The following is a 22,363-nucleotide window of genomic DNA, read 5'->3' on the forward strand; positions in this document are numbered from 1 at the left end:
TGAATTATTGAAAGCTTAGGAGTATACTGCTGTATATACACTAATAAAATATTTAGTTAGGAGTTTAACTTATGAATCTAGTAGATGAAATTAAAAATCTTAAAAAAGAAAAAAATGCTTTGATTTTAGCCCATTATTATCAAAGGGATGAGGTTCAAGATATAGCTGATTATGTAGGTGATTCATATTATTTAAGTAAGATAGCTATGAACAGTCCTGAGCAAGTTATAATTTTTTGTGGCGTAAAGTTTATGGCTGAAAGTGCTAAAATTTTATCTCCAAATAAAAAAGTATATTTACCAAACTCAGATGCTGGTTGTCCTATGGCTGACATGGCAGATGTTCAAAGCTTAGCTAAACTAAAAGAGAAACATCCTAATGCTTTAGTTGTAAGCTACATCAATTCAAATACAGATGTTAAGGCATTGTGTGATGTTTGTGTTACTTCATCTTCTGCACTAAACATCATGAGAAACATACCTAATGAAGAAATTATTTTTCTACCTGACAAAAATCTTGGAGAATATATCGCAGAACAGTTTCCAAATAAAAAGTTCTATCTTTGGGATGGTTATTGCATCACTCATAAGAAAGTAAAAAAAGAAACTGTACAAGCCTTGAAAGATTTACGTCCTCTTGCAGAAGTATTAGTTCATCCAGAGTGTGAAAAAGAAATAAGGGATATGGCTGACTTTTTAGGAAGTACAGGTGAAATTATAGATTATTCAGTAAGCTCCCCTAAAGATGAATTTATAGTGTTAACTGAATCTGGAGTTCTTCATGAAATGAAAAAAAGAAGTCCTCATAAAAAATTTTATGTTCCTGGAACTACTATGACTTGTATTAATATGAAGAAAACCACATTAGAAGATATCTATATTACATTAAAAGATGAAACCAATGAAATAACTTTAGATGAAGATATAAGAATGAAGGCTTATAAAGCGCTAGAAAACATGCACAAATTGTCTTAAGTTCCTTACACCTATTATCTTAAATTAAATTCATTACACCTATTGTCTTAAGTTCATTACACCTATTATCTTAAATTCAATACACAAATTATCTAAAAGAAGGGATTAATATGGAGTTATTCACTGATGTTTTAATAGTTGGTAGTGGAATTTCAGGGCTTTATCTTACTTTAAATTTAAGAAAAGATTTAAATATAACTATTGTATCAAAAGAAAGTATAACAGATACAAACAGTTTTTTAGCCCAAGGAGGAATTTCCACTGCCTTATCTAAGAAAGATATACCTTTATTTATTAAGGATACCCTAAAAGCTGGACAATATAAAAACAATACAGAAGCCGTGAAGGTTTTAGCAGAAGAATCCATGGAAAACATTCATAAGCTAACATCTTTAGGAGTTCCTTTTGACCTTAAGGAGGATTCTTCTTTTGAATTCACAAAGGAAGGAGCTCATAGTGTTAATAGAATAGTACATGTAAAAGATACTACAGGTAAATCAGTTCAAGAAACATTAATCAATAAGGTAAAAGCCTTAAGTAATGTCACTATCTTAGAAAAAACTACTCTTATAGATTTAATCGAAAATGAAGAAACTTGTATAGGTGGCATTTTTCTAAAGGATAATTCTCAATTGTTTATTCATTCAAAGATTGTGATTTTAGCTACTGGTGGTATAGGTGGTTTATTTGTAAATTCCACAAATCAACGTGCATTAACTGGAGATTCTATAAGCATAGCTTTAAAACACAATATAAAACTTAAAGATCTAGAATATATCCAGATCCACCCCACAGCTTTATATGAAAAGAATGCCTCTCGAAGAAGATTTTTAATCTCTGAATCGGTGCGCGGAGAAGGAGGAATCTTACTAAACTCTAAAAGAGACCGATTTGTAAATGAACTTTTACCTAGAGATGTGGTATCAAAAGCTATATATGAGGAAATGAAGAAGACAAATAGTTCTCATGTGTATTTGGATATATCTTTTTTAAACAGCAATTACTTAATAAATAGATTCCCAGCTATCTATGAAAATTGTTTAAATAAAGGAATAGATATTACTAAAGAACCAATACCAGTATCTCCAGCACAGCATTACTTTATGGGAGGAATAAAGGTTGATTTAAATTCCCATACTTCTCTTAAAAATCTATATGCTGTAGGGGAAACCAGTTGTACAGGAGTTCATGGTGCAAACAGGCTTGCTTCAAACTCTATTCTTGAAGCACTTGTGTTTTCTAGAAGAGCTGCTAACTCAATTAATCTTTCAATAGATAGTATGTCTCTTATAAATTTCAATCCACCTAAAATAAAAGGTACACCTATGGAAATATTATCAAGAAACCGAATAAGTACAATTGAGGAATTTAAAAGAAAGGCAGGAAATATAAATGTTGAATTTGCTTACACTGGATAAAATAATAAAGGATGCTTTAATAGAAGATATTCCTAATGGAGATATTTCTACAGAAGCTATTATACCCCTTGAATCAAAAAGCAAAGTTGATTTAATTGCAAAAGAAGATGGGGTCTTAGCTGGACTTGAGGTTTTTAAAAGAGTATTTGAACTTCTTTCTGTAAACTCTAAATTTTCAGTTAAAGTTGATTTATATAAAAAAGATGGAGATAAGGTCTATAATAAAGAAAAAATAGGTGAACTTACTGGAAGCACACGAATTATTTTATCTGGTGAAAGAGTTGCTTTAAATTTCTTAGGAAGAATGAGCGGTATATCAACTTATACCGATAAAGTTGTATCCTTAATAAAAGATTCAAAAACAAAGATATTAGATACAAGAAAAACCACTCCTAATCTAAGGGCCTTAGAAAAATATTCTGTAAAAATTGGAGGTGGACAAAATCATAGATTCAATTTATCTGATGGAATACTTTTAAAAGACAATCATGTTGCTTTTGCTGGGGGAGTTAAAGCTGCTGTAACTAAAGCTCGTGAAAATTCTTCTTTTGTTAGAAAAGTTGAAGTTGAGGTTGAAACCTTAGATATGGTAAAAGAGGCCTTAGAAGCAAGAGCAGATATTATAATGCTAGATAATATGTCCCCTGATAACATAAACGAAGCCTTGAACTTAATTAAGGACAAGGCTCTAGTTGAATGTTCTGGGAATATAACCTTAGATAATATTTCTAGATACGCTTCTTTAGGAGTGGATTTTATATCCTTAGGCGCACTTACTCATTCTGCTCCATGTTTAGATATAAGCATGAAAAATCTTGTTCCATTTAGTTAACTTTAAAATATCTATAACTTTTTAATCATTGATTTTATCCTGATGCATGAGGCAGTTTCATAGCCATGTCTTAAAATCAACTTAAATTCTTCAGAAGTTGGAGCTACTAGAGTTGTAGGATAATTCATTGCAAGTATTACTCTCTCATGAGAGAGAGATGTTTCACCAAGTTTTATTTTGATTTTGTGGGCAATAGGTAGCTTCTTTAGAATATCCAAAACAAAAGTACCTGTTTTTAAATAAGCGCCTTTCCCCTTATTTATTACATCTCTAAATAAGCTTCTAACTACTAATTCATTTAACTTTTTAACACTGATATCCCAAATACGTTGAAGATTTTCCAATCTACTCTCCTTAGAGTATTCTTGTTCATAAATTGGAGAAGATGCATCACTTACAATTAAAAAATCAATTCCTTTCTTAAGTCCAAATCCTGGCCTATATAATACTTCAAGACCAAGATTATCATAAACACCACCATCCCACAAATTGCAAAAATCCCTTGGATCAGTTAAAGGAGTATTTCCTAAAGCATCTTTATACCACTTATATAAACTCATATCTAATCTATATGTTCCTATAATCTCTGGAAAAGCCGCTGAAGCAGCAACAGCATTTGAAATTAGAAAATCTGGATTCATTGTATAACCCAATAAAGGATCTCCCATACATCTTTTGCTAAACCTAAAATTTTTTGTAGTTTCAAAAGTAGCACAATTAATTTCCCAATTAAGTGAAGAAGGGATAACTTGCAAATCTCCATGCACTCCCCACTCTTCTTCTAATGCCTTTGCCAATAGCATTACTGTATCATACTCAGGATACTTCTCCTTAAGCCTCATCATTCCACTAGTAATATCATTATTAAGAACTATAGCTTCACATTTTGGCAAAACCTTTTCTAAATATTCCTTGCTGGTTGGCCACTTGTAATCATTTATAGATAATATAAGCCCTATACAAATGCTTCCACCAGATACTGTAGAAATTGTCTTAACATTTTCAAGATCATCATTTTCAGCCAAAAACTTTAAAATACCCAAATGAAAAATAAGAGCACGAATACCTCCCCCAGAAAGAGCTAATCCAATTCTTGTTTCTTTTTTAAACACTTTTTTCTCCAAACAAATTAATTTATTATCATATATAATATGCTATCTTTATTTTTCTGTTTTATAAATGTAGAATTTGTTTAGAACTTTTCTAAAAACTTCTCTAGAGCTACAGCTAATACTTTTCCATGATCTCCTGCCATATTATCATTTTTTATCTGTGTATATTTCTTTTTTGCTATATATTTACCTTTAGATTCACTTACTTTAATTTCTGGATTTAATTCTAAGTCATCACTTTTAAGTCTTATATCTAATATGTATTCTCCTGAGTTCTCTATGTCTATTTTTTCATAATCAAGAGAAAACCATTTTGCATCCCCAGCATCATCCCCTGCTACTGCTTTCTTTTTTTCCTCAATTACAGCAAAATAAACTACAGTAATTATCCTGTCTCTCTTATCTCTATCTACATCTCCAAAAGTATGTAACTGTTCAAACTCAATTCCTTCTAAATTTGTTTCTTCTTTTAACTCTCTAAGGGCTGCAACTTCAAGATTCTCATCCATCTCTATAAATCCACCTGGAAATGCCCACTTATTTATATCTGGATGATTTCCTCTTTTAATTAATAAAACCTCTATATTATTTTCTTTTACATAAAATATTACGTTATCCGTAGTTACTGATGGCTTTTTATACTTTGAACTATCATATTCTTTTAAAAACTCTTCTTCCGTTTGCCCTAAGCTATTCCTTGCTCCCATTTAATCACCTGTTTCTAAATTATTTTAATCTTATTTTACTACAGTAAAGGTATTTTATGAAGCCTTAAGAGAAGCTTCCACATAATAGTAGTAAAAGTCTTTAATTTAAAGTTAACAAATAATAACTATTGACTGATATCAACTCTCACTTTATAATTGCTTTATATTAACTTTAATTTATGGAGGATTTATAAATGGCACTACATTTTTGTGAAAACAATGAATATACAGATGCAGTAATAGAGGTATTAAAAAAGGATATACCTGAAAGCGATATTAATGTTGAAGGATGCCTTGGAAGATGTGGAGAATGTTTCTGTAGTGGAATAGCGATCGTAAATGGTAATGATGCTACTGGAGATTCTTTAGATGAGCTTCTAGAAGATATTAGAAAAAACTTAAACTAATTAAAAAATCACCTGCTTTCGGGTGATTTTTTTAATTAAATCAGTCCTACTAAAAATTTTATTTGAATAGATATGTTATTATGTTATAATTAATTTGTATTTTTACGTTTAATCAATATATGTCATAATATTATAAATACAAAGGAGTTATAATTATGGGTTTTAAAGAAAAGATTTCAAAATATTATACTGATTCTTACATAAAGAAATATGGCGATAGAATGACGCAGTTTCAAGGTAGCGTTTTATCATCTAAGATAGAAACAAAAACTATTCTTTGGATTTTTCACAAGATCACTGCAACTTTAATAGTTAAACCTGATGCAGGTAAAATGGTTATTAAATGCGTTTATAAGAAAAATTCTTGGTTTAAGAAACCTTCTTTTATTCAAGTTAATCAAGGACATAAAGTTATTGTTATGGGTCTTAAAGGTGATAAAGAAAAGAATGAACACATCTCTATCATGAATGTATTAAATCTGACTAATAAAACAGATTTAGTTCCAATAGACCATTCTCAATTAAAGAAAATGAAGCAACCTACTCCTAAGAGTAGAGGATAAAATTTAAGAAGCTATCTCAAAATATTTTGAGATAGCTTCTTTTTTAATTTAGCTTCTTTGTTCAATCATAGCCTTAACCTTCATAAGTCTAGTTAAAGCTCCTCTTTCATTTTCATCAAGCTTCATTCTAATATACTTTATAGTCTCTTGAAGTTGAGGAATTGTCATATATTCTAATGCATTAACTCTTCTTCTAGTTTTCTCAATTTCGTCAGCCATGAGTTGACAACTCTTTTCAACTTCAGCTAACTCTAGAAGTTTTGGTAGTATCTCATACAATCCTTTTATAGAGTCATCTAGCTCTGAGGAAGTGTTTGCAAACCCATAAGGGTATATACTTCCTGTATCACCCTCAAGTTTCCTTTTAAACGTCATAAGTGGTACATTAACACTCATTATGTTTTTGTTTCCTACTTCCACAGATATACTTTCTTTTGGATAGACAATAGCTTCTTCTAAAAACTCAGAACTCATTAATGCTCTTGCCATAACAAAGTCTTTCAATGAACCATGAAGTTTATCTTCTACATCTTTTCTTAAATCATTGTTATATTTCACAAGACTTATAAATTGCCTCATTAATTCATCTTGTTTATCTTTTAAGAGCTTATGACCTCTAACAGCAGTGGTTAATCTCTTCTTAAGTTTTGTTAACTCCATTCTTGTAGGATTAACATTTAACTTTGCCATATGCTATACTTCCTCTCTAGCTTGCATATACTTTTCAAGGAATTCATCTCTGATTCTCTTAAGTTCTGTTTTTGGTAGTATTTTTAGAAGCTTCCATCCTAAATTTAGTGTTTCTTCTATGGATCTATTAGTAGTGAAACCTTGATTAACATACTGTTTTTCAAAAGCTTCAGCAAACTCAGCATATTTTTTGTCTGCATCTGATAGAGCTGATTCTCCTAATATAGCTGCTAATTCTTTTGCCTGTTTTCCCTGTGCATAGGCAGAGAATAATTGGTTCATAGTATCAGCATGATCTTCTCTTGTTTTACCTTTACCAATACCCTTATCTTTAAGTCTTGATAGAGATGGCAGTACATCTATTGGAGGAGTGATACCTTTTTTGTATAACTCTCTAGATAATATTATCTGCCCTTCTGTTATATATCCAGTTAAGTCAGGAATAGGATGAGTTTTATCCTCTTCTGGCATAGTTAATATAGGAATTTGTGTTATTGAACCTTCTTTTCCTTTTAGTCTTCCTGCTCTTTCATATAAAGTTGAAAGGTCAGTATACAAGTAGCCTGGATATCCTCTTCTTCCTGGAATTTCTTTTCTAGCTGCAGAAACTTCTCTTAAAGCTTCACAATAGTTAGTTATATCTGTCATTATAACAAGTACATGCATTCCTTTTTCATAAGCTAAAAACTCTGCTGTAGTTAAAGCCATTCTAGGTGTTGCAATTCTTTCTATTGCAGGGTCTGATGCAAGATTCATAAATAGAACTGCTCTATCTATTGCTCCTGTTTTAGTAAACTCCTCTACGAAGAATTCAGCTTCTTCGAAAGTTATTCCTATAGCGGCAAATACAACCGCAAACTTTGAATCAGAATTTAAAACTTTTGCCTGTCTTGCTATTTGAGCTGCAAGTTCAGCATGAGGAAGTCCTGAAGCTGAGAATACTGGAAGCTTCTGTCCTCTAACTAACGTATTTAATCCATCTATAGCGGATATACCAGTTTGAATAAACTCTGATGGGTAGTTTCTTGCTACTGGGTTTATAGCCTCACCATTAATATCATTTCTTTTTTCAGGAAGTATTTTAGGACCATTATCTTTAGCTCTTCCCATTCCATCAAATACTCTACCTAACATATCCTCAGATACTCCAAGTTCAAGAGGTCTACCTAAAAATTTAGCTTTAGTTCCCTTTAGGTTTATTCCTGAAGATCCTTCAAAAAGCTGTACCATAGCTTTTTCTCCATTAACTTCAAGAACCTTTCCTCTTCTTTTTTCACCTGTTTGCATCTCTATTTCAACTAGTTCATCATACTTGACTCCACTTACACCATCAACAACCATAAGTGGTCCTACTACTTCTCTAACTGTTCTATATTCCTTAAGCATTTAGAACCCCTCCTTCGTTGATTAAATCAGTTACTGCTTTATTTAACTCGTTAGAAATATCATCTATTTTTGCTATTTCATCTTCTGCTATATACTTACTTCTTGCTATTTTGTCTCTTACTTCTAGAGCAAGTATTTTATCTAAATAAACTCCAACTTCTAAAGCTCTATTTGCTTCGTCATAAAACTTAAGTATAAGTTTTAACATCTTATATTGCTTACCTAATGAAGCATAAGTATCTACTTCATGGAAAGCATTTTGTTGCAAGTAATCTTCTCTAATAGACTTTGCAACTTCAAGTTTTAATCTATCTTTCTCTGAAAGGGCATCTATTCCTATAAGTCTTACTATTTCATCTAAACTTGCTTCTTCTTGTAGAAGTGCCATAGCATCAGTTCTAAGTGCTGACCAATCTGGTGCAACATTATCATTCATCCATACTCCCATCTTTTCTAAATATAAGGAATATGAACTTAGCCAGTTAACTGATGGGAAATGTCTTCTATATGCAAGTTGTGCATCTAGTCCCCAGAATACTTTAACTATTCTTAAAGTAGATTGTGTAACTGGTTCAGATATATCTCCACCTGGAGGGGAAACTGCTCCTATTGCTGTAATAGCACCTTGTCTCCCCTCATTACCTAGACATACAACCTTACCTGCTCTTTCATAATAATCAGCAAGTCTTGATCCTAAGTAAGCTGGGTAACCTTCATCACCAGGCATTTCTTCAAGTCTACCTGACATTTCTCTTAAAGCTTCTGCCCATCTTGATGTAGAGTCAGCCATTATAGCTACAGAATATCCCATATCTCTAAAATATTCAGCTATAGTTATTCCTGTATATATAGAAGCCTCTCTAGCTGCAACAGGCATGTTTGATGTGTTAGCTATAAGTACTGTTCTCTTCATTAAGCTTTCACCAGTTCTTGGATCTTTAAGCTCTGGGAACTCATTAAGAACATCTGTCATTTCATTACCACGTTCTCCACATCCAACATAAACAACAATTTCGGTATCTCCCCACTTTGCTATTTGATGTTGAACTACAGTTTTACCTGCTCCGAATGGTCCTGGAACAGCAGCTGCTCCACCTTTTGCTACAGGGAAAAATGTATCTACAACACGTTGTCCTGTAACCATTGGTTCTATTGGATTTAGCTTTCTCGCATAAGGCCTTCCTTTTCTTACTGGCCATTTTTGTAACATTGAAACTTCTTTATCACCTTTTTCAGTTTCAAGAACACAAACAACATCAGTAATAGTGAATTCCCCTTCTTTTATTTCTTTAACTTTACCTTTAAGTCCATATGGAACCATTATTTTATGAAGTACTACAGGAGACTCTTGAACTGTTCCTATAACATCTCCAGCGTGAACTTCATCTCCTACGTTTACTTTAGGATTAAAGCCCCAAACTTTTTCTCTATTTAAACTTGGTATTGAAACACCTTTAACCAAAAATGATGAGTTCGCAGCTTCCATGAATGCATCAAGAGGTCTTTGTATTCCATCGAACATTGACTCTATTAATCCTGGTGCAAGTTCAACTGAAAGAGGTTCTCCGGTAGTTATTACTGGATCCCCTGGCCCTATTCCTGACGTTTCTTCATATACCTGTATAGATGCCTTATCTCCTCTCATTTCAATGATTTCTCCGATAAGGCCTTTTGCTCCAACTTTACATACATCATATACATTAGCTTCATCCATTCCTTCAGCAACTACTAAAGGACCTGAAACTTTTATAATACTTCCAGTTTTCACCTTCTAAAACCTACCTTCCTATAAAATATTAACGCCAACTGCTTTTTCTACGTTGTCACTTATTCTTTGAATTCCTATATTTAATGATCCTTGATTACTTGGAATTAATATTACAGCAGGTAGAAGCATTCTGTTATATCTTTCAATAGTTTCTTGAATATCCTTTGCAACCTGCTCCGTTACAAATATAACTGCGTAATCAGTCATAGCTAACCTATCGATAGTTTTTCTAGCTTCTTCTTTTTCGACAACAGGAAAAACTTCAATTCCTAACGCCTTGAATGCTAAAACTGAATCTTTATCTCCAACTACTCCTATCTTCTTATACATAACTATCACGCAGCCTTTCTCTTATTACTTCACTAGCAATATTATTAAGCTTGCCAACCATAATAATTCTAAGCAACTTTATTTCTGTTTCTTTAGCATAAACATACGCTAAAATAGGTTCTACTCCAAAACTTACATATTTAGCATTTTTCATAAGCTTCATAATATAGTCTTCACTTAATTTTTCAAAAAGTGCAGAAGAACCATTTTTAACATAGGCCTCAATTCCAATCTTTAAAATCTCACTATAATCTGTGTAGGAAAGTTTTGAGCTTATATTTTCAGCAGAATCATTTAATAAAGCAAATAATTTATCTTTATCAATAGTTCCCCCTAAAACTAATACTTCACTAAAGAATTCTCTTCCCTTACCTTGTTTTTTAACTCTAAGCAAAGTCTTTAAGTTAGTTGTATCAATTAGCGTAGTTATATATTTGTGTAAAAACTTATCTTCTATTTCTTTATCTAAAATAAGAAGTTCTTCAAACATACCTTTATCTAATATAATATCTATTCTCTGAGGATCTTTTGTGTTTTCGTAATCTTTAAAAACCTCTTCTATATATTTTCTCATTACAGAATTTAAGTCTCTATAATAATCATTATCTATAGCATTTTTAAGTTTAGAAATATCAACTTTTCCTACTGGAACTAACATATTTGAAAAATCTTTATTTAATATCTTTTCTTTAATAAGCACCTTAATGTTATGGTAATCATATTTTATACTCATAACATCTACTACAGATTTTATAGGAGATATTTCATATAGAAGTTTATAAACTCTCTTTAACTCTGAGCTTAATATTTCTTCATAATCTTCTATTCTTTTGACATTTCCCATAACGTTAGAGTACTCAGTTTCACCAAGTATTTTTAAAGCTTCTTCCCCTGAACTTGAATCTATAATTCTTTCAAGTTTAGTTTTATCAAGAAGTTTAGTCTCTAACACCCTAATTCTAGGTATAACTTGGGTAAATACCATTGAATCCATACGCTAAACCTCCTTAATTAAATAATGCTTTAGATACTTCATACTCTAGTTCATCTTTCATAGAGTCCATTAGAGATTCAAAAGTGCTATTTATTTCAACTCCATTTTTCTCTACAATAAATCCACCTTTAAAGTTTCCATTTTCTTCTCTAACCTTTAACTCTCCTTTTTTATTTCTAGCAAGGAAAATAAAGTTTAAATCTTCTACAAATTTATCATCAACTTTTGATTTTCCATCTTCATTGAGAATTATTGTTTCATCACCCTCTATGTCTAAATCTAAAATTGTATGTTTTATGAAGTTTTTTAATTTGCTAGAATTCATTGAACAAAGTTCTTCTAATGCCTTATCAAAAACTTCACTAATAAGCTTTTGTTTAATTTCAAGTTTTTCATTTCTTACCTTTAAAGTTGTGCTAGATATAATTCTTTCTTTTTTAGTTTTAGCCTCTTCTTCTGCTTTTAAAAGAATTAATTTTCTTTCATCTTCAGCTTCCTTTATCTTTGAAGAAAGAATTTTTTCTTTTTCACTTTCTGCATAAGCAGCTATTTCTTTTTCTTTATGCTTTGCTTCTTCCAGAATCTTTTCTGTAAGATTTTTAATATTAGACATTTGCCATCACTCCAAACTATTTTATGAATAGTACCATGAATAATGAAGCAACGAATCCTAAAACTGCATATGTTTCAACCATAACAGCATATATAACACCCTTCATTACATCATTTGGTCTTTTAGCTAATATTTGAATACCTGCTGCTGCAACTTTTCCTTGAGCTATAGCTGATTGCCATCCTGCTAATGCTACTGGAAGACAAGCCATTAAGTATTTTAATCCTAATTCAAAAGTTGGTGCATCCCCACCAAATATTCCTATTTTAGTGAATAATAGAAGTGCTATAACGAATCCGTATAACCCTTGAGTACCAGGTAATGCAACTAATATAAATGTACTACCAAACTTTTCTGGTTCTTCAGTCATTAACCCTGAAGCAGCTTCTCCAGCTATGCCTATACCTTTAGCTGATCCTATACCTGATAAACCTACTGCCAATGCAGCTCCTAATAATGCAAAAACTAATCCACCTTTATCAATAAAAAATTCTATCCAAGTCATGTTTTAAATCCTCCTAATTATTTAGTTATTTTAATAAAAATATCGCTTAATTTAAATGGAGTGAACTTTCGTCCCCCACCTTCATAAAATTTACTAAAGAACTCTAGATACTGCAATCTAGCTGCATGTACGTATGATCCTAATGCATTTATAAGTAGATTAAATAAATGTAATCCTACAAATAAAATTGGTGATAATATATAGCTAACTGGAGATGGGATTAAATCAACAATTAGATTCAATGCATTTGCTATAAATCCTGTAGCAAGTCCTAAAGCTAAAAGTCTAGAATATGAAACAATATCACCTAAATATCCAGTTATTCCATATACTCCATAAACTCCTCCACCTATTTTACCACCTATACTTTCTGATGCTCTTCCTTGGGTTAACAATAAAGCTATTAATCCACCAAAAAGAAGAACCTTACCTAATACTCCTCCAATACCAAGAAGCATAAGCACAGCTCCAATTAGCGTTGAATACCAAGTTAAAACATCATATACCATATCCTTTATAGCACCTGCACGAATAAGTATATATGCTTTTATACCTAATCCTACAAATACATGCACAAACCCAAAAACTAAGGACATTATGAAAATCTCCATTATTCCAGTTGTTGGATTTAATAAATATGGAACATTTATTCCAAAGTATTCTGGGAATAAATCACCAAACCAAGAACCATATATTGCTCCCCAAATCACCGTAGAAATACCTGCAAATAAAAACAACTTAAAAGTTTTTCTCTTTTCTGGATCTTTAACCTTCCATAACGCATATGAAGTTGCACAAACTATAATTAATCCATATCCAGCATCTGAAAGCATCATCCCATAAAATAGAAAGTAAAAGATTGATAATATTGGAGTTGGGTCAACTTCTGAATATTTAGGTAAACTATACATTTCAACTAAACCTTCAAAATTTGATGAAAATGTCCCATTTTTAAGTTTAATAGGAACTTTTTCAATTTCCTTATCCTCAACTTCACTAAACTTAATATAATAACTATTATTTAATGTGCTTTTAGCTGTTTTATCTAATGTTTCATTAACTTCTTCTTTAATCCAACCAGATATAGCAATTATTTTATTAGTCTTTAAGAAATTATTAGATGCTAATTCCCTAACTATTAAACTATTAAAAAATTCAAAAGCTATTTCTAATTCTTCAATTTTATTATTATAAGCTATTAATGATTCTTTAATACGCTTTTCCTCATCTAAGAGGTTTTTATGATTACTATTTAAACTATTTATCTTTTCTGAAGCAGTTTCATCATAGATTACTGGGAAAGCTGAAAATCCTACTTGCTTTAACTCTTCTGAGATGTTTTCTCTATTTTCAGCATTAGTTATAACTAATATTGAAACATCCGAATTATTTTTACTTATTACTTCGTAATAATTTGGATATTCAGACTTATTAAGTTTATCAATTAATTCCTCTTCATATTGTTTAGGAAATGACCCTAAAAAATATGCACTTTTTAAATTCTTTAGAAGTTTAAAAGGTGCATCAAAATTAATCCAAGCTTTTAATAAATCTATTTCAGACTCAATTTTAGTTAATTCATTATTAATTGAATTTAACCTTTCTTCTTTTCCCTTTATTTCATTATAAATTACTTTCCATGAGCTATTAGTCATATATTTATTAATTTCCTCATAAGACATCAGCTTTTTATCTGAAAGCATCTCTCCAAGTCCAGATTTTTTTGAAATATATGGCTTAAGGAATTCCATAGTGAATTTAATCTTTGATAAATCTTCTTCAAACTTTGCATAACTAGAATCTAATGAAACTTTATCTAACCCAACAAAATCTTCTTGATCTTCAAGTACGTCTTGTGATTGAAGGTTTATAAATTGTACCTCCTCAAGTTTCTGAAGTTCTTCTAATAGTTTTTTTCTATCAGATTCAAAGGCCAGCAAAGTAAATTTATTCATTTTAACTATTGCCATGAATATTCACTATCCTCTCAATTACTAAATTTATAGCCTTCCCTTTTTCTTCTTCAGAAATATTTAAAATTTCATCGATTTCTTTTTTACCCAGTTCTAGGATAGGCATAGCTCTTTTATTTGCCTCATTTGTAGAAGTTTCAATTAATTTATCCGCATCATCTTTAGCTAAATTTATGATTTCATCATACTTTTCTTTTGCCTCTTTTTGAGCTTTTAAAATAATATCCTTTTTTCTAACTTCTGCATCTTTAATAACTTTTTCTGCTTTTTCTTCAGCTTCCTTAATTTCTTTTAATGCTTCTAATGCCACGTTATCACCACCTTTAATAGTTCTCGAAGCTATTTTTTAATGTTTTATATAGTATTTATTACTTGTTATTATCTTCTATTATGTGAATTTTGTCAATATTCTACAAATTATTTGTTAACAATGTTTACACTTTAACATACTTTAGATTTCTCCTTTTTTCTAAGTTTTTATTCTATTTTTATTTTCGTAAAAAATTCAAAAAAATTTAATAATTTGGATAAAAAATAACAGAATATCGATAAAGCTGATACTCTGTTACTAATTAACTGTATTACGAATTACTAGCTATTACGCTTTCTGCTATATTCGTTGCATGATCCCCTATTCTCTCAAAGTTACTTAATACCTCTAAAAAGAACGCACTAGAATATGCATTACATTGTCCTCTATTTAATCTTTTAATATGGTTATCTCTATATTCTTTTTCGTATGAATCAATTTTAGATTCATATTCCATTATGGTTGAAGCTTTTTCTATATCTCTAGTTGCATAACTCTCTATTGCAATATCTAATGCAAGTAGTGTGTAATTATACATATTTTGAAGTTCTTCTATTGCTTCGTCAGTGTATTTTAATTTTTTATGTATTTTTTGGCTAGCTAAATCCGCTATGTTTTCAGCATGATCTCCAATTCTCTCTATGTCATTTATTACATGATAGGTTGCCGCCAAAAGATTTTTTTCTTTATCTGACAACTCAATTTTTGATAATTTAACTAAATAAGAAGTTATAGCTTCTTCTAATACATTTATTATATTTTCATTTTCCATAACCTTTGATATTAATTTTTCATCATCTTTTAATAAAGCATCCATAGAAATTTCTAAGTTTTTTCTAGCCTTATTAGCCATTCTTAATGTTTCTTTTGCAACTTGACCAGCTGCTATAACTGGAGTTTCTAAAAGTCTATCATCAAGATATTTAGGTGCTGCCTTTTCTATTTCATCTTCACCTGGAATAATCTTATTTACTATCATTATTAACAGTCCAGTAAGAGGCAACATTATAAAGGTATTTATAATATTAAATATAGTATGTGCATTTGCAATTTGTCTTTTTATATCTCCTGGTGTTAACCCAGTAACTACATCCCCTAATATAGTTATAAAAGGAATAAATATTAGAGTTCCAAAAGTATTAAATATTAAATGTATAAGAGCTGCCTTACGTGCCGTTTTATTAGTTCCTATAGATGCTAATAACGCTGTAACACATGTACCTATATTACATCCAAATAATACTGGAATAGCTAATTTTATATCTATTGCTCCTGTTGTTGCTAAAGCTATAAGTATTCCTGTCGTAGCAGAGGAACTTTGTATTATTCCTGTCATTAATAATCCTGCTAATATTCCTATATACCATCTATCACCTATTGCTAAAATTAATTGTCCAAAAGCTGGTGAATCTGATAAAGGCTCTAATGCAGAACTCATTATTCCCATACCCATAAATAGTATACCGAATCCAAGTATTATGTTTCCTATTTCTCTTCTTTTTTTACCTTTAGCAAACATAACTACAGCTGTACCTATACCAACAAATACTGGCGCTATTGTATCTAATTTAAATGCAACTAATTGAGCTGTTACTGTTGTACCTATATTAGCTCCCATTATAATACCAGTTGCTTGAATTAAATTCATTAATCCTGCATTTACAAAACCAACTACCATTACTGTAGTTGCGGATGAACTTTGAATTACTGCGGTAACAGCTGTACCTACTAATACTGCTATTATTTTATTAGAAGTAACTTTTTCTAAGATACTTTTTAATCCTTCTCCTGCAGCATTTTCTAATCCATCTCCCATAAGTTTCATACCATAAATAAATAAACCTAATCCACCTATTACAGATACAATGATTTCTACACTACTCAAGTTAATCTCCTCCGAAAAAAATATTTTTTTGCCCATTGATTAGCTTACTATATTTATTAACAATTGTTAATAGACTTTCAACATTTTTTACACATTCTTAACATAAACCATAAAAACAACAAAAAAAGATTCCTCCATAACCGGAAGAATCTTTTATTATATATGTTATTTATTAAACTGTGGCAAATAATTTTTATGAGCTTCTATTAGTTCGTCTACTAACATTTTTGCTGCTTTGTCATCAGCTACTAATGGATTTATTGTTAAAGCTAGTACAGCTTTATCATAACTTCCTTCAACAGCTGCTTCCACTACAGTTCTTTCAAAAGATTTAATCTGTTGTATTAATCCATTTACCGCTACTGGTAAATGTCCCATGTTTATTGGTTTAGGGCCATCTTTAGTAATTATACAACTTATCTCAACTGCTGAATCTTGTGGTAAATCTGCAATTGCACCGTTGTTTCTGGTATTTACAGGTTGTATATCTCCCGTATCATTGTATATAGATGTAATTAAACGACAAGCTGCATCGCTGTAATAAGCTCCTCCTCTTTTTTCAAGTTGAGGTGGTTTAATATCAAGATTAGGATCTTTATAAAGTTCAAATAAAGAATCTTCTAATCTCTTAACAACTTCTGCTCTTGTTTCACCCTTCTCAAATTCCTTTAGTTCTTCTTCAAGCATCTTTTTGTTTTGGAAATAATATCTATGGTAGGCACAAGGCATTACTCCTAAAGCTTTAATAAACTCTGGAGTCCATGGCATATCTTTAATGTTTTTAGCTATACCACCTGGATTCCCATTTACCATGGATTCTATTATTTCATCTGTAACATTTCTTCCATCTAGATATATGTTTAGTCCAAATACCATATGATTTAAACCAGCAAAGTCCATTCTCACTCTGCTATGTTCAACTTCAAGCATGTTAGCAACAGCCATCTCCATACCTATAGGACCATTACATAGACCTATTATTTTTTTATTTTTTCCATGTCTAAGAAGTGCTTCCGTAACTATACCTGCTGGATTTGTGAAGTTTATAAGCCAAGCATTAGGACAAAGTTCTGACATATCTTTATCAATGTCTAATAATACAGGAATTGTTCTTAATGCTTTAAACATTCCACCTGCACCATTTGTTTCTTGTCCTATAAAACCGTGACTAAGTGGTATTCGTTCATCTTTTATTCTAGCATCCAATAAGCCAACTCTTAATTGAGTTGTTACGAAGTCGGCACTCTTCAAAGCTTCTCGTCTGTCTAGAGTTGTATGAACTTCTATTGGAAGACCTGCCTTCTTAACCATTCTCTTAGCTAAGTCTCCAACAATTTTTAGTTTTTCTTCACCTTCTTTTATGTCCACAAGCCATAATTCTCTTACAGGTAATTGTGAATATCTTTTGATAAACCCTTCAATCAATTCAGGTGTATAACTTGATCCTCCACCTATAGTAACTATTTTTATACCATCCATAGCTTACCCTCCTTGCATGGTTTTAGTGTACAATTTAATAATATCTCAGTAGGATAATGTTTTCAATTATGATAAAATGGAACTGTACCAGTACAGTTCTTATTCTTTAATAATGGTAACCTTTGTGGAATAGGCTGTTCGTATCCCTTTACATTTTTATAATCATGGAGGAAATTATGGACATATATAAACAGATAGCTTTAGATATAAAGTCTGATATTTATAATAAAAAATACACCTCATCTAAAAAACTTCCTTCTATAAGAAGTTTGTGTAGTGAATATTCCTGCAGTAAAAGTACTGCTATAAAAGCTTATGAAAGTTTAATTAATGAGCACTTAATATATTCAATACCCCAAAGCGGATATTATGTAGTTGAGGAACACTTAAATAATTTATCCTATCCTAATATTATAGACTTTTCTAATGGTAATCTTAATATGGGCAGGATTTTAACGCCTGATTTAAAACATTGTTTAGATAGGGCTGTTGATATATATGGTAATCAACCTGTAGACTTTCATCTTATGGGAATTGATTCTCTAAAGTCTCTACTTCCAAACTATTTGTCAAACTTTCAAGTTTTTGTACCTAAAGAAAATATCTTTATCAATTTAGGAATACAACAGATATTAAGTTTACTTACAAACATGCCTTTTCCTAATGGAAAAACAAAAATTTTACTTGAAAACCCAACTTATAAATACTTTTTAGACTTCTTGAAATACTCTAAGATAGACTTTCTTTCTATAGATAGAACTCCTAGTGGAATTGATTTAAATGAACTAGAGAATTTATTTAAAACTGGAGATATAAAGTTTTTTTATACTACTCCTAGAAATCACAATCCTTTAGGAACTAAGTATTCAAAAACTCAAAGAAAGGCTATAGCTGAGTTAGCTATAAAGTATGATGTGTACATAGTTGAAGATGACTACTTTGGAGATATAGAATTTGATTCTAAGTTTGATCCTATATATGCTTATGGGGATCACTCTCACTTCATATATTTAAAAAGTTTTACTAAGATAATCCCTTGGATAAAGATAGGGTTAGCTGTTATTCCAACTGAACTTATAGATGAATTTAATAAACAAGCTAGTTATTCTTATTATTATTCATACTTTGTTCCATCTCTAATCTCTCAAGCTACTTTAGAAATATATCTTAAAAGCAATATTTTATCTAAACATGTTAAACTAATTAAAAAACAACAAAAGTCTAGATTAAAAGCTTTTAGTGATGAACTTAAAACTCTAACTAACACAAAAGTTAAAGTTTCTTCTTTAGATACATCTTTATATAGCTACATCTATTTACCTGAAGAAGTAAGTGAAAGTTCTTTAGTCTACTCCTTAAAAACTAAGGGAGTTTTGGTTTCAGCAGGATATAACTACTTCTCTTCTAATCTCAACTATAAAAAAGGGGTTAGAGTTAGTATAGCTAGAACTGATGAAAATCAGATTAGAGCAGGTATGAGAATATTGATTGATGAACTTAACAAAGTTTAGCTAAGTTTCTCTAAGTTTGACAAACTTCAATTAAGTTGCTTAAAGTTTAACAGAGTTAGAGAACCTAGTTTTAAGTAAGTCAGCAAAACTAATTAAGAGTTAGCAGTTAAATAAGAAACTCAGCAAAATTGAGTAAATTCTTCTCTAACTTACTAACTCTTATGTTTTAACTCTAAACTACTCTCACTATCTTGTTTTAAAATAGAGGAATACTGAGTTTATAGTAGCTATTATTCCTGAGAAAAACATTACTATCCCCCACTCTAATAAGTTTAGAGCTTGAGTTTGAAATACACCTTGTAAAAATGGTATATACATTATACTCATTATCATAGTTATAGAAACTAGAACTGCACCTACTAAGTAAGGATTACTTAGTAGTTTAATCTCTATTATAGAGTGTCTTTCTGATCTACATTCAAATACGTGAATCAATTGTGACATTACTAAAGTTGCTAAAGCTATTGTTCTAGAAGTCTTTAAATTAAACCCAAAGTACTGACCAACTATAAATGAAGTCAAAGTACATATACCTATTAAAGTACCTCTTACTAAAATCTTTTCAGTTAACCCTCTTGCAAATATACTTTCGTCTTTTTTTCTTGGTTTTTGTGACATTATATCTTTGTCAGCTGGGTCTACCCCTAAAGCTATTGCAGGAAGACCATCTGTAGCTAGGTTTACAAAAAGTATTTGAATAGGTGTAAGTGGGTTTGGAAGGTAAAAAAGTGATGCTAGGAACATAGTTAATACTTCTCCTAGGTTACAAGAAAGAAGATATCTTATAAACTTTCTTATATTATCATATATTACTCTTCCCTCTTCTACAGCAGCCACTATAGTTGCGAAGTTATCATCCATTAATATCATTGAAGAGGCTTCTTTAGTAACATCTGTACCTGATATCCCCATTGAAACTCCAATATCTGCTTCTTTAATTGCAGGAGCATCATTAACCCCATCTCCTGTCATAGCAACTATATTACCATTTTTCTTTAATGCCTTTACAATTCTGAGTTTATGGTTAGGACTTACTCTTGCAAATACCTTTGCTTTTTTAACTTCTCTCTCTAAATCTTTGTCAGTTAATCTTTCTAAATCTTCTCCAGTTAAGACTATATCATTAGAATTACATATACTTAATGATTTTGCTATAGCAAAGGCTGTATTTTTATGATCTCCAGTTATCATAATAGGTCTAATTCCTGCAAGCTTACATTGTAATACTGCATCTCTTGCTTCATCTCTTGGAGGATCTATGCTACCAACTATACCAATAAAGGTTAAACCCTTTTCTAAACTTTCATCCTTTACTAAATAGCCTTCCTTGTAAGCTGCCCCTAAACATCTTAGCGCTCTATTAGACATGCCATCAACTATCATTAAGATTTCCTTTTTCTTAGTTTGAGTTAATGGCTTTATTTTTCCATCCTCTAATATGTGGCTACATCTATCCATAATTCTTTCTGGTGCACCTTTTACATAGCAGGTTTCCTTACCATTTTCACTAACTATTACAGACATCATCTTTCTATTAGAATCAAACGGTAAGTCAAAAACTCTTTTATGGAAACTCAAAAAGTTTTTAAGGGCTTTTACATCTTTAAAAAGTCCTTTAACTAATGCTGTTTCTGTTGGATCTCCATGAAGAACTTTATCCATGTTTTTTTCTGAAAAATTATAATTACAATCGTTGCAATAAACTAATGACTTCGTTAGTACAATATTATTCGGTGGATTATCTTTATCTAAATTATATACCTTATTATCAATATAGATTTCCTTTAGTGTCATTTTATTTTGTGTTAAGGTACCAGTTTTATCTGAACATATAACTGAGGTACATCCTAAGGTTTCTACAGCAGGAAGCTTTCTTACCAAGGCATTTCTTTTTATCATTCTCGATACGCCTAAAGCTAAGGCTACTGTAACTATCGCTGGAAGTCCTTCTGGTATAGCAGCAACTGCTAAGCTTACTCCAAGTAAAAACATTTCCCCTATATCATTACCTCTAGCAACTCCTACAACTGTTACTATTGCACATATACCTAAACATAAAAATACTAAAACCTTTCCTAAAGATTCTAGTTTCTGCTTTAACGGTGTTTTTTCTTCTTCAATATTTTGAAGCAAGTTAGCTATCTTACCCATTTCTGTAGCCATTCCTATTGCAGTTACCTTCATGGTTCCTTTCCCTTTTAATATAGTAGTCCCCATAAATACTGAAGAGTGTCCTTGTCTAGTATCTTTATTTACCCCTACAGATTCCCCTGTTAATAGAGATTCATCTATAGTTAGTCCACTACCTCCACTCAAGGTTCCATCAGCTGGAATTCTATCTCCTGCTTCTAAAACAACTAGGTCTCCAATAGTTAAATCTACGGCATTTATAACTTTCATATCTCCATCTCTTATTACCTTACAAGTTGGAGCAGCAAGATTTTTTAATGCTTCTAAAGACTTTTCAGTTCTAAACTCCTGAACAAATCCCAAAATTGCGTTAACAACAACTATTATAACAATAGTTATGGCATCTGCAATATCTCCCATTAAAGCGGAAACAACAGTTGATGCTAAAAGCACCCAAATCATTAGATCATTAAATTGAGAGATAAATACCATAAATGCTGATTTCTTTTTTTCTTTTATAAGTTCATTGCTTCCAAATTTCTTTTTTCTATTTTCAGCTTCTCTACTACTTAATCCTAAAGTAACTACTTTCTCCTCTATCAATTGAGTTCCTCCTTTTATATTGTCTCTATCCTAATATATGTAACTCTACCTATAAATTATGAAATAAATTTACAATAATAATATTAATAATTGTGTAAACATTTAAAATATTAACTAGCTCTTTACAATTAGGGCTTTTAAAATTAGAATATTACTAGGAACAAAGACAATAA

The 22,363-nt window shown here is 30.9% G+C and carries 20 protein-coding genes; 6 read left to right on the top strand and 14 right to left on the bottom strand.

Going from position 1 to position 22,363, the window contains the following annotated elements:
- Positions 1-71 precede the first annotated feature (71 nt).
- The 3 genes from nadA to nadC all read left to right on the top strand — a co-directional run bounded on the left by nadA (position 72) and on the right by nadC (position 3,224).
- Positions 72-974 carry a quinolinate synthase NadA gene (gene nadA / locus P8F83_RS11375; RefSeq protein ID WP_326514677.1) on the top strand — a complete coding sequence of 301 codons (903 nt, stop codon included), beginning with the start codon at positions 72-74 and terminating at the stop codon, positions 972-974.
- Between the two features lie 110 nt (positions 975-1,084).
- Positions 1,085-2,392 (top strand): L-aspartate oxidase, encoded by a 1,308-nt coding sequence (locus tag P8F83_RS11380; protein WP_326514678.1) that lies wholly within the window; start codon positions 1,085-1,087, stop codon positions 2,390-2,392.
- Positions 2,367-3,224, top strand: coding sequence for a carboxylating nicotinate-nucleotide diphosphorylase (gene nadC / locus P8F83_RS11385; RefSeq protein WP_326514679.1), 858 nt, complete (start codon positions 2,367-2,369; stop codon positions 3,222-3,224). The genes P8F83_RS11380 and nadC overlap by 26 nt, the downstream gene beginning before the upstream one ends.
- A gap of 11 nt (positions 3,225-3,235) precedes the next feature.
- On the opposite strand, the gene P8F83_RS11390 is transcribed toward nadC, so the two are convergent.
- Complete coding sequence (locus P8F83_RS11390; protein WP_326514680.1) at positions 3,236-4,336, bottom strand: patatin-like phospholipase family protein; 1,101 nt, start codon at positions 4,334-4,336, stop codon at positions 3,236-3,238.
- Between the two features lie 80 nt (positions 4,337-4,416).
- Entirely contained in the window at positions 4,417-5,043 is a 627-nt protein-coding gene (locus tag P8F83_RS11395; RefSeq protein ID WP_326514681.1) for an NUDIX hydrolase, read from the bottom strand.
- A 194-nt stretch (positions 5,044-5,237) separates the two neighbouring features.
- Here P8F83_RS11395 and P8F83_RS11400 point away from each other — a divergent pair, with 194 nt between their 5' ends.
- The gene (locus tag P8F83_RS11400) at positions 5,238-5,450 is read left to right on the top strand and encodes a DUF1450 domain-containing protein (RefSeq protein WP_326514682.1); all 213 of its coding nucleotides are present in this window, start codon (positions 5,238-5,240) and stop codon (positions 5,448-5,450) included.
- Between the two features lie 155 nt (positions 5,451-5,605).
- The gene (locus P8F83_RS11405; RefSeq protein ID WP_021800973.1) at positions 5,606-6,013 is read left to right on the top strand and encodes a hypothetical protein; all 408 of its coding nucleotides are present in this window, start codon (positions 5,606-5,608) and stop codon (positions 6,011-6,013) included.
- 48 nt (positions 6,014-6,061) lie between these two features.
- On the opposite strand, the gene P8F83_RS11410 is transcribed toward P8F83_RS11405, so the two are convergent.
- The 11 genes from P8F83_RS11410 to P8F83_RS11460 form a co-directional block, all read right to left on the bottom strand.
- Positions 6,062-6,703 (bottom strand): V-type ATP synthase subunit D, encoded by a 642-nt coding sequence (locus P8F83_RS11410; protein ID WP_021800972.1) that lies wholly within the window; start codon positions 6,701-6,703, stop codon positions 6,062-6,064.
- A gap of 3 nt (positions 6,704-6,706) precedes the next feature.
- On the bottom strand, positions 6,707-8,089 hold the full coding sequence (locus P8F83_RS11415; RefSeq protein WP_326514683.1) for a V-type ATP synthase subunit B: 1,383 nt from the start codon (positions 8,087-8,089) through the stop codon (positions 6,707-6,709).
- Positions 8,082-9,857 (bottom strand): V-type ATP synthase subunit A, encoded by a 1,776-nt coding sequence (locus P8F83_RS11420; protein ID WP_326514684.1) that lies wholly within the window; start codon positions 9,855-9,857, stop codon positions 8,082-8,084. Before P8F83_RS11420 ends, P8F83_RS11415 begins: the two co-directional genes overlap by 8 nt.
- An 18-nt stretch (positions 9,858-9,875) precedes the next feature.
- Positions 9,876-10,187, bottom strand: a complete 312-nt coding sequence (locus tag P8F83_RS11425) for a V-type ATP synthase subunit F (RefSeq protein WP_073018928.1) — start codon at positions 10,185-10,187, stop codon at positions 9,876-9,878.
- Positions 10,180-11,181, bottom strand: a complete 1,002-nt coding sequence (locus tag P8F83_RS11430) for a V-type ATP synthase subunit C (protein WP_326514685.1) — start codon at positions 11,179-11,181, stop codon at positions 10,180-10,182. The genes P8F83_RS11425 and P8F83_RS11430 overlap by 8 nt, the downstream gene beginning before the upstream one ends.
- Positions 11,182-11,194: 13 nt before the next feature.
- Entirely contained in the window at positions 11,195-11,794 is a 600-nt protein-coding gene (locus P8F83_RS11435) for a V-type ATP synthase subunit E (protein WP_326514686.1), read from the bottom strand.
- A 16-nt stretch (positions 11,795-11,810) separates the two neighbouring features.
- Positions 11,811-12,299, bottom strand: coding sequence for a V-type ATP synthase subunit K (locus P8F83_RS11440; protein WP_326514687.1), 489 nt, complete (start codon positions 12,297-12,299; stop codon positions 11,811-11,813).
- 17 nt (positions 12,300-12,316) lie between these two features.
- Positions 12,317-14,254 carry a V-type ATP synthase subunit I gene (locus tag P8F83_RS11445; protein ID WP_326514688.1) on the bottom strand — a complete coding sequence of 646 codons (1,938 nt, stop codon included), beginning with the start codon at positions 14,252-14,254 and terminating at the stop codon, positions 12,317-12,319.
- 1 nt (position 14,255) lies between these two features.
- Positions 14,256-14,582 carry an ATPase gene (locus P8F83_RS11450; protein WP_326514689.1) on the bottom strand — a complete coding sequence of 109 codons (327 nt, stop codon included), beginning with the start codon at positions 14,580-14,582 and terminating at the stop codon, positions 14,256-14,258.
- Positions 14,583-14,853: 271 nt separating this feature from the next.
- A complete protein-coding gene (locus P8F83_RS11455; RefSeq protein ID WP_326514690.1) occupies positions 14,854-16,503 on the bottom strand; it encodes a Na/Pi cotransporter family protein in 1,650 nt (549 codons plus the stop codon).
- Positions 16,504-16,632: 129 nt separating this feature from the next.
- Positions 16,633-17,946 (bottom strand): 6-phospho-beta-glucosidase, encoded by a 1,314-nt coding sequence (locus P8F83_RS11460; RefSeq protein ID WP_238902554.1) that lies wholly within the window; start codon positions 17,944-17,946, stop codon positions 16,633-16,635.
- Positions 17,947-18,122: 176 nt separating this feature from the next.
- Between P8F83_RS11460 and P8F83_RS11465 the strand changes: the two genes are divergently transcribed.
- On the top strand, positions 18,123-19,457 hold the full coding sequence (locus tag P8F83_RS11465) for an aminotransferase-like domain-containing protein (RefSeq protein WP_326514691.1): 1,335 nt from the start codon (positions 18,123-18,125) through the stop codon (positions 19,455-19,457).
- Between the two features lie 186 nt (positions 19,458-19,643).
- Here P8F83_RS11465 and P8F83_RS11470 read toward each other — a convergent pair whose 3' ends face one another.
- Positions 19,644-22,190: a calcium-translocating P-type ATPase, SERCA-type gene (locus P8F83_RS11470; protein ID WP_326514692.1), complete on the bottom strand. Its 2,547-nt coding sequence runs from the start codon at positions 22,188-22,190 to the stop codon at positions 19,644-19,646.
- Positions 22,191-22,363: the final 173 nt, after the last annotated feature.

The sequence above is a fragment of the Clostridium intestinale genome (genome assembly GCF_035905475.1).
Classification (GTDB): Bacteria; Bacillota; Clostridia; order Clostridiales; family Clostridiaceae; genus Clostridium_T; species Clostridium_T intestinale.

What these genes read in the sequence shown, in the direction of transcription:
- nadA (WP_326514677.1), top strand. Translation starts at nt 72, where the DNA reads ATGAATCTAGTAGATGAAATTAAAAATCTTAAAAAAGAAAAAAATGCT.
- P8F83_RS11380 (WP_326514678.1), top strand. Translation starts at nt 1,085, where the DNA reads ATGGAGTTATTCACTGATGTTTTAATAGTTGGTAGTGGAATTTCAGGG.
- nadC (WP_326514679.1), top strand. Translation starts at nt 2,367, where the DNA reads ATGTTGAATTTGCTTACACTGGATAAAATAATAAAGGATGCTTTAATA.
- P8F83_RS11395 (WP_326514681.1), bottom strand. Translation starts at nt 5,043, where the DNA reads ATGGGAGCAAGGAATAGCTTAGGGCAAACGGAAGAAGAGTTTTTAAAA.
- P8F83_RS11400 (WP_326514682.1), top strand. Translation starts at nt 5,238, where the DNA reads ATGGCACTACATTTTTGTGAAAACAATGAATATACAGATGCAGTAATA.
- P8F83_RS11405 (WP_021800973.1), top strand. Translation starts at nt 5,606, where the DNA reads ATGGGTTTTAAAGAAAAGATTTCAAAATATTATACTGATTCTTACATA.
- P8F83_RS11410 (WP_021800972.1), bottom strand. Translation starts at nt 6,703, where the DNA reads ATGGCAAAGTTAAATGTTAATCCTACAAGAATGGAGTTAACAAAACTT.
- P8F83_RS11415 (WP_326514683.1), bottom strand. Translation starts at nt 8,089, where the DNA reads ATGCTTAAGGAATATAGAACAGTTAGAGAAGTAGTAGGACCACTTATG.
- P8F83_RS11425 (WP_073018928.1), bottom strand. Translation starts at nt 10,187, where the DNA reads ATGTATAAGAAGATAGGAGTAGTTGGAGATAAAGATTCAGTTTTAGCA.
- P8F83_RS11430 (WP_326514685.1), bottom strand. Translation starts at nt 11,181, where the DNA reads ATGGATTCAATGGTATTTACCCAAGTTATACCTAGAATTAGGGTGTTA.
- P8F83_RS11435 (WP_326514686.1), bottom strand. Translation starts at nt 11,794, where the DNA reads ATGTCTAATATTAAAAATCTTACAGAAAAGATTCTGGAAGAAGCAAAG.
- P8F83_RS11440 (WP_326514687.1), bottom strand. Translation starts at nt 12,299, where the DNA reads ATGACTTGGATAGAATTTTTTATTGATAAAGGTGGATTAGTTTTTGCA.
- P8F83_RS11445 (WP_326514688.1), bottom strand. Translation starts at nt 14,254, where the DNA reads ATGAATAAATTTACTTTGCTGGCCTTTGAATCTGATAGAAAAAAACTA.
- P8F83_RS11455 (WP_326514690.1), bottom strand. Translation starts at nt 16,503, where the DNA reads ATGGGCAAAAAAATATTTTTTTCGGAGGAGATTAACTTGAGTAGTGTA.
- P8F83_RS11460 (WP_238902554.1), bottom strand. Translation starts at nt 17,946, where the DNA reads ATGGATGGTATAAAAATAGTTACTATAGGTGGAGGATCAAGTTATACA.
- P8F83_RS11465 (WP_326514691.1), top strand. Translation starts at nt 18,123, where the DNA reads ATGGACATATATAAACAGATAGCTTTAGATATAAAGTCTGATATTTAT.